Source organism: Pseudomonas sp. RIT778, from assembly GCF_019718735.1.
Lineage (GTDB): Bacteria > Pseudomonadota > Gammaproteobacteria > Pseudomonadales > Pseudomonadaceae > Aquipseudomonas > Aquipseudomonas aphyarum.
The window spans coordinates 165915-172913 of record NZ_JAIHBA010000007.1 but is presented as its reverse complement, the minus strand read 5'-3'; the positions used below and the strand labels follow the sequence as shown (position 1 = coordinate 172913).

Annotated in this window: 8 protein-coding genes; 7 read left to right on the top strand and 1 reads right to left on the bottom strand. The window is 62.1% G+C overall.

The features are described from left to right. Positions 1-291: 291 nt before the first annotated feature. The 3 genes from K5E37_RS06245 to K5E37_RS06235 are packed head-to-tail and all read left to right on the top strand — an operon-like array spanning position 292 to position 2141. A complete protein-coding gene (locus K5E37_RS06245; RefSeq protein ID WP_221533393.1) occupies positions 292-792 on the top strand; it encodes an MFS transporter in 501 nt (166 codons plus the stop codon). Between the two features lie 16 nt (positions 793-808). Beyond that, positions 809-1585 carry a class II glutamine amidotransferase gene (locus tag K5E37_RS06240; RefSeq protein WP_007956486.1) on the top strand — a complete coding sequence of 259 codons (777 nt, stop codon included), beginning with the start codon at positions 809-811 and terminating at the stop codon, positions 1583-1585. Positions 1586-1598: 13 nt separating this feature from the next. Further along, on the top strand, positions 1599-2141 hold the full coding sequence (locus tag K5E37_RS06235; protein ID WP_007956487.1) for a DUF2937 family protein: 543 nt from the start codon (positions 1599-1601) through the stop codon (positions 2139-2141). A gap of 81 nt (positions 2142-2222) precedes the next feature. On the opposite strand, the gene K5E37_RS06230 is transcribed toward K5E37_RS06235, so the two are convergent. Further along, positions 2223-3137, bottom strand: a complete 915-nt coding sequence (locus K5E37_RS06230) for a LysR family transcriptional regulator (protein ID WP_221533392.1) — start codon at positions 3135-3137, stop codon at positions 2223-2225. A gap of 146 nt (positions 3138-3283) precedes the next feature. On the opposite strand from K5E37_RS06230, the gene K5E37_RS06225 reads away from it, so the two are divergent. From K5E37_RS06225 to K5E37_RS06210, 4 genes are all read left to right on the top strand, one after another. Then, positions 3284-4570: an MFS transporter gene (locus K5E37_RS06225; RefSeq protein WP_179692340.1), complete on the top strand. Its 1287-nt coding sequence runs from the start codon at positions 3284-3286 to the stop codon at positions 4568-4570. Between the two features lie 61 nt (positions 4571-4631). After that, the gene (locus K5E37_RS06220; RefSeq protein ID WP_221533391.1) at positions 4632-5384 is read left to right on the top strand and encodes a 5-oxoprolinase subunit PxpA; all 753 of its coding nucleotides are present in this window, start codon (positions 4632-4634) and stop codon (positions 5382-5384) included. Continuing rightward, entirely contained in the window at positions 5381-6085 is a 705-nt protein-coding gene (locus K5E37_RS06215; RefSeq protein WP_221533390.1) for an allophanate hydrolase subunit 1, read from the top strand. Before K5E37_RS06220 ends, K5E37_RS06215 begins: the two co-directional genes overlap by 4 nt. Then, a complete protein-coding gene (locus K5E37_RS06210) occupies positions 6082-6999 on the top strand; it encodes a biotin-dependent carboxyltransferase family protein (RefSeq protein ID WP_221533389.1) in 918 nt (305 codons plus the stop codon). The genes K5E37_RS06215 and K5E37_RS06210 overlap by 4 nt, the downstream gene beginning before the upstream one ends.

Here is a 6999-nt window from a genome sequence, read left to right as displayed (position 1 = left end):
TCGGCGCTTTAGGTAGAAAGGGCGGGACGAGAAGTCTCCCACGGTCCGTACTGGCTAGAGTCGGAATCGAGCTTTTAGTCCCGCCCACCCCTTCAAGTCTAAACATACAAGCGAGCTTGCTCGCGAAAGCGCAGGCTCAATCAATAATAGTGTTGAATCTGACGGCCTCTTCGTCGGATCGCCGCCCGGACCAAGATCGCTCCCACAATGTCCGGGGCTGACCGACTGGCATTGGGACAAGCCTGACGTGCGAAAAGTCGTTACTATAAGCGCCTCTTTGCCTGCCTTGCCATGGACACCATGACCGAGAACGACTATCTGATCGCCTGGGGCCTTTACGCCTTTGCCGCCGTGGGCTGCCTGCTGGTGTGGATGCGCATGACCCGCTGGATGTGGCGCTGGCTGCGTGAGCCGCTGCGTATATTGATGGCGGTGTTGCTGTTCAGCCCGACCATCATTGACCCGGTGAAGGAAAAATTCGCCCCGGCCATCGCCATCACCGCGCTGGATCTGGCGTTCAAGGTCGGCAACAACGCCTGGCGCGCGATTTCCGAATTGCTCATGTACGCCATGATCGCGTTCGGCCTGTACCTGATTTTCGTGCTGATCCGCCTGCCGATCGAGCGCGCCTCCAAGGCCCGCAAGGAACAGGCTGAAGCCGCCCGCGCAGCGGCCCGGGCCGATGACGAGCGGGACGCCGATCAACCGTTCGGCGGCGCCGGCGATGATCGTTATGGCCGTCCACCCGTGCCGAACAATCCGCAGCGCATGCGGGTCGAGCCGCGTCTGTAATCACGAGAGTCCGCACATGTGTGAATTACTGGGCATGAGTGCCAACGTGCCGACCGACATCGTGTTCAGCTTCACCGGGCTGATGCAGCGCGGTGGTCGCACCGGCCCGCACCGCGACGGCTGGGGGATCGGTTTCTATGAAGGTCGTGGGCTGCGCCTGTTCCAGGACCCAGCGGCCAGCAGCGAATCGGAAGTGGCGAATCTGGTGCAGCGCTATCCGATCAAGAGTGAAGTGGTCATCGGTCATATCCGTCAGGCCAACGTCGGCAAGGTCTGCCTGTCCAACACTCACCCGTTCGTCCGCGAACTGTGGGGCCGCAACTGGTGCTTCGCGCACAACGGCCAGCTCGCCGACTTCTCGCCGATCAAGAGTTTCTACCGCCCGGTCGGCGATACCGACAGCGAAGCGGCGTTCTGCGATTTGCTCAACCGCGTACGTGCAGCGTTTCCGGAACCGGTCGATATAGAAGTGCTGCTGCCGGATCTGGTCGCGGCCTGCGCCGAATATCGCAGCAAAGGCGTGTTCAACTGCCTGCTCAGCGACGGCGACTGGCTGTTCTGCTATTGCTCGACCAAACTGGCGCAGATCACCCGACGCGCACCGTTTGGTCCGGCACGGCTCAAGGACGTCGATGTGATTGTCGACTTCCAGGCCGAAACCACGCCCAACGACGTGGTGACGGTGATTGCCACCGAACCTTTGACTGAAAACGAAACCTGGACCCGCTACGAACCGGGCCAATGGAGCCTGTGGCGACGCGGCGAATGCGTAAGCCAGGGCACGACCGAATAAGGATTGCACCCCCATGTTGCTCAGTTATCTACGGCTGGTGTTGTTTGCGGCGGGCCTGTTGATCGGTGTCCAGGTGCCGGGCTTCATCAACGATTACGCCAAGCGGGTCGAAGCGCACCTGATCGAGGCGCAGACCGGTCTGCGCGGCTTCCAGGGCACCGCCGAGCAGTTTTTCAAGGGTGACATCCAGGCACTGGTCGCCCATTACCGTGCTAGCGAAGACCCGGTGTTTCGCAGCGATGCCGACAGCCTGAGCACCTTGCTCAACCGTCAGCTGGCGCTGGACAAGCAATTCCAGGCGATGCAGGGCCCTTGGTACATCCGCTTCCTGCAAGTGGTGCTGGCCGCCGACCCGGACATCCGCAAGGAAACCTGGAATGGCTACAGCTACCAGATCCTGCTGACGCCGGAAGCGATGATCTGGGGGATGAGCGGCGCGCTGCTGTTGTCGTTCGGTCTTGAATGCCTGTTCCGTCTGATCGACTGGGTGGTGCTGGGCGGCAAGCGCCTGCGCCAGAGCCGGCCGATCGAAGACCGGGATGTGCGCGGGCTCTGAGCCTCAACGGATACTCCGCGCTGGGCTTGCGAGGGACGCGGAGCGTCCCGGGCTGCATTCCCACGCAGAGCGTGGGAACGATCAAGGGGCGAGCACGACGTAGTTCTCGCCCACCTTGCGCGCATACCCCTCCAGCACCTGCTGACACAGCGTCACGATCTCCTCGACCCATTCCACACCGACCCGCCACGACACCACCACCTGCAGATTCGGCGGGCGCTGTTCGATGTCGAGCAGGGTCAGTTCGCCCCGCGCCAGCTCCTCGGCCACCAACACTGGCGGCAACGCGCCAATGCCGAACCCGTCGCGCAACAGCCGGGTGATCGCCGACACCGAATTCACACAGTTCAACCGTGGCGCCAGCACGCCCTGGGCCTGCATCAGCGCCAGTATGTCCTGGTGCGGCCGGGAGTTTTTCGAGTAGGTGATGATCCGTTCCTGCGCCAGGTCGGCGAGGCTTTGGTAGTCGCGGTTGTAGATCGAATTGCTGGCGACGATCCAGCCGATGGGGTGGCTGGCCAGCTCCAGGCTGCGCACGCTTTCCTGGCGCACCAGATCGGTTTGCAGGATCAGATCGAGAAAGCCTTTTTGCAGCTGATCGCAGAGGTTCAGCGAGGTATCCGCCACCAGCTCGATTTCTACCCGTGGGTACAGATCGGTCATCTGTGCCACCAACGGGCTGAGCCAGGTGTGGATCACCGTGTCCATCACCCCGATCCGTACCCGGCCGACCTTGCTCGAACGGGTCTCGATCGACTGCTTCAGCGCCTGCATCGTGTCGAGCATCTGCTCGGCATAGTCCAGCACTTTCAAACCTTCGGGCGTCAGGCTGACGCCGCGTGAATCACGCAGAAACAGCTTCACCCCGAGCTCGCCTTCGAGCACCGCGATCCGGCTGGAGATCGAGGCCTGGGTGGTGAACAGCTTGTCGGCGGTCAGGCGAAAACTTTTCAGCCGGGCGACCCAGACGAAGGTTTCGAGAAACTTCAGGTTCATGGCAACAAATTTTTCTTATGTCTTGGGCGGGTTTTTATTCGTTGGACGCGACCGGGTGACGCACCCAAGAATCGACGCATCCGGTTCCCACGATAGGCGTCGTCGGAGCTTCGAACAAGACCAATAAAAGCCTGCGGAGACATGCCATGAGTGCGCCCGACACCCTCGACCTCCCCAAGACTGCGGCCCGTCCCGGCCCGTTCGACTGGTATCGCAACATCAATCAGCAGGAGCGCCGGACCTTCTGGAGCTGCAAGATCGGCTACGGTCTGGACGGCATGGACACCCAGATGCTCAGCTTCGTGGTGCCGACCCTGATCGCGATGTGGGGCATCACCACCGGCGAAGCCGGCCTGATTCACACCAGCACCTTGATCGCCTCGGCCATCGGCGGTTGGGTGGCGGGGATTCTCTCCGACCGCATCGGTCGCGTGCGCACCCTGCAATTGACGGTGCTGTGGTTCGCCTTCTTCACTTTCCTTTGCGGCTTCGCCCAAAACTACGAACAACTGCTGATCGCCCGAACCCTGATGGGCTTCGGTTTCGGCGGTGAATGGACCGCCGGCGCCGTGCTGATCGGTGAAGTGATCCGGGCCAAGGACCGCGGTAAAGCGGTGGGCATGGTGCAATCCGGCTGGGCCTTGGGTTGGGGCCTGACGGCGATTCTCTATGCGCTGCTGTTCTCGGTATTGCCACCGGAAGACGCCTGGCGCGCACTGTTCATCCTTGGCATCGTGCCGGCGGTATTCGTGATTTTCGTCCGCCGTCTGGTGAAAGATCCGGAGATCTACCGCGAAGCCAAAGCCAAGCAAACTCCGGACAGTCAGTCGAAGTTCTACGAGATCTTCGCCCCCGGCATGCTCTTCACCACGATTCGCGCCTCGCTGCTGACCACCGGCGCCCTCGGCGGTTACTACGCGATCACCTCCTGGCTGCCGACTTTTCTGAAGAACGAACGCGGCTTGAGCGTACTCGGCACCGGCGGTTATCTGGCGATGGTGATCATCGGTTCCTACGTCGGTTATGTGATCAGCGCCTATTTGACCGACTTGTTGGGCCGCAAGAAGAACTTCATCCTGTTCGCGGTCGGCTCGTTCACCATCGTTCTGCTCTACACCCAATTGCCGGTCAGTAACGGCGTGATGCTGTGGCTGGGTTTCCCGCTGGGCTTCTTCGCCTCGGGGATTTTCAGTGGCATGGGCGCGTTTCTCACCGAGCTGTTTCCAACCCGGATTCGCGGCTCGGGGCAGGGCTTCTGTTACAACATCGGCCGGGCGCTGGCGGCATTGTTCCCGCTGCTGATCGGGCTGCTCAGCCAGAAAGTGCCGCTGAGCGTAGGCATCGGTGCCTTTGCGGCAGTGTCCTACGGGGTGGTGATCCTCGCGGCGTTGAGCCTGCCGGAAACCCGTGGCAAGCAACTGGACGCGCAGTAACTGATAACCTGCGACAACTGTCCTACAGCATAAAAAGATAACAGCTACAGGAGTGTTCACCGTGAGCCGCCTGCTATTGAACTGTGACATCGGCGAGAGCTTCGGCAGCTGGACCATGGGTCTGGACGCGGAAGTCATGCCCTTCATCGATTGCGCCAACATTGCCTGCGGTTTCCACGCCGGCGACCCGGGCATCATGCGCAAGACCGTCAGCCTGGCCCTGAGCCACGGCGTGCAGATCGGTGCGCATCCGGCCTATCAGGATCTGGTGGGGTTCGGCCGACGTTCCATGGCCTACACCGCCCAGGAACTGCAAGACATCCTGCATTACCAGATCGGCGCCCTCGACGGCATTTGCCGTGCCCAGGGCGGACGGGTGAGCTACGTCAAACCCCACGGCGCGATGTACAACGACATGATGGCCAACCCGGCGCAGTTGCGGGCGGTGATTCAGGCTGTCGCGGCTTACGACCGCAGTTTGCCGCTGATGCTGATGGCCACCCGCGATAACACGGCAGCCCAGCAACTCGGTGACGAATACGGCGTGACCCTGTGGTTCGAAGCCTTCGCCGATCGCGCCTACGACAGCGCCGGCCGACTGGTTTCGCGACAACTCCCCGGCGCGGTGCACCACGATTCCGAAACCATCATCGTGCAAGCGCTGACCATCGCCCGTGGCGACAACCTCACCGCCAGCGACGGCAGCGCGCTGCACCTGCAAGCCAACACGCTGTGCGTGCACGGTGACAACGCCAGTTCAGTGGCGGCCGTGCAGCGCATTCGTCAGGCCCTGAACGAGCAGAGCGCGCCATGAATCCGCGGGTGGAAGTGGTGGCGCTGGATTGCCTGATGCTGCGCCTGTTTGATGAAATCGCCGAAACCAACATGCCGTGGATGCTCGCCGCCAGCGAGCGGCTGCGCGCGGTGTTCGGCGCACATCTGATCGATCTGGTGCCGTCGTACACCACGTTGATGGTGCATTACGACCTGACCGCGTTGAACCCGAATCAGGCTCGGGAATTGATCGCCGAAGCCTTGATCGACCTGTCGCCGAATGCGCGCACCGGCGGCCAGTGTCATGTGCTACCGGTGTGGTACGACCTTAGCGTCGGACCGGAATTGAGCCTGCTGTCGCAACGCAGCGGTTTGTCGGTGGAAGAAGTGATCCGCCGTCACAGCGCCCGTGAATATCAGGTGTTCGCGCTTGGATTCGCACCGGGGTTTGCCTTCATGGGTTTGGTGGAAGAAGTCCTGGCAGCACCGCGTCTGAATACGCCACGCAAGAAAGTCGCCGCCGGCAGCGTCGGCATCGCCGAGCGGCAGACGGCGGCGTATCCGGTGGTGTCTCCCGGTGGCTGGAACCTGATCGGTCGCACACCGGCAAAACTGTTCGACCGTGAACGCGATGGCTACAGCCTCATGCAGCCCGGCGATACCGTGCGTTTCGAAGCGGTGAGTCATGCCGAATTCATCCGCCTCGGCGGTGACGACACGCCTCTGGAGGCCCTGGCATGAGCCGACTGACGATTGAAGCGAGTACGCCGCTGTGCCTGTTGCAGGATGCCGGACGGTTTGGCGTGCGCCATCTGGGCGTGACCCAGGGCGGCGCGGCGGACTGGCGGTCGATGGCCTGGGCCAACTGGCTGCTGGGCAATGGTCTGGACTTGCCGGTGATCGAAATCACCCTCGGCGGGTTCACGGTGGTGGCTGAAGAAGATTTCTTGCTGGCATTGGCGGGCGCCGATCTTGGCGCGCAGATCGACGGTGAAGTGCTGGCACCGTGGCGCAGTTTCAAACTGCGCAAAGGACAGACCTTGAAGTTCACCCAGCCGTTGCTCGGGGCGCGGGCCTATCTGGCAGCGCCCGGCGGTTTCAGTGCGCCGAAAGTGCTGGGCAGCAGTGCCACGGTGGTACGCGAGGAGCTCGGTGGCCTCGATGGTTTTGGCTTGCCATTGGCCAAGGGCGCTTCGCTGAGTTATCAGGGCGAAACCTTATTGGTGCGTGAGGTCCCGGCGGAGCATCGACCGGACCTGCACCTCGACGCGCCGCTCGATCTGGTGCTCGGCGCGCAGATCGGTCAGTTCAGCGGGCAGAGCCTGTTCGATGCATTCAACAGCGCCTGGACGCTGGACAGTCGTGCCGATCGCATGGGCATTCGCTTGTTGGGCACGGCGTTGCAGTATCAGGGCAAACCGATGATCTCCGAGGGCATTCCGCTGGGCGCGGTGCAGGTGCCGCCGGACGGACAGCCAATCGTGTTGCTCAATGATCGGCAGACGATTGGCGGTTATCCGCGATTGGGAGCGTTGACGCCGTTGGCGCTGGCCCGCCTGGCACAGTGTCTGCCGGGAGCGAAGGTCAGATTGCGCCCGGTGGTGCAAGAAGTGGCACACCGGGAGCATGTCGAATATCTGAAGCGCTTTACTTGA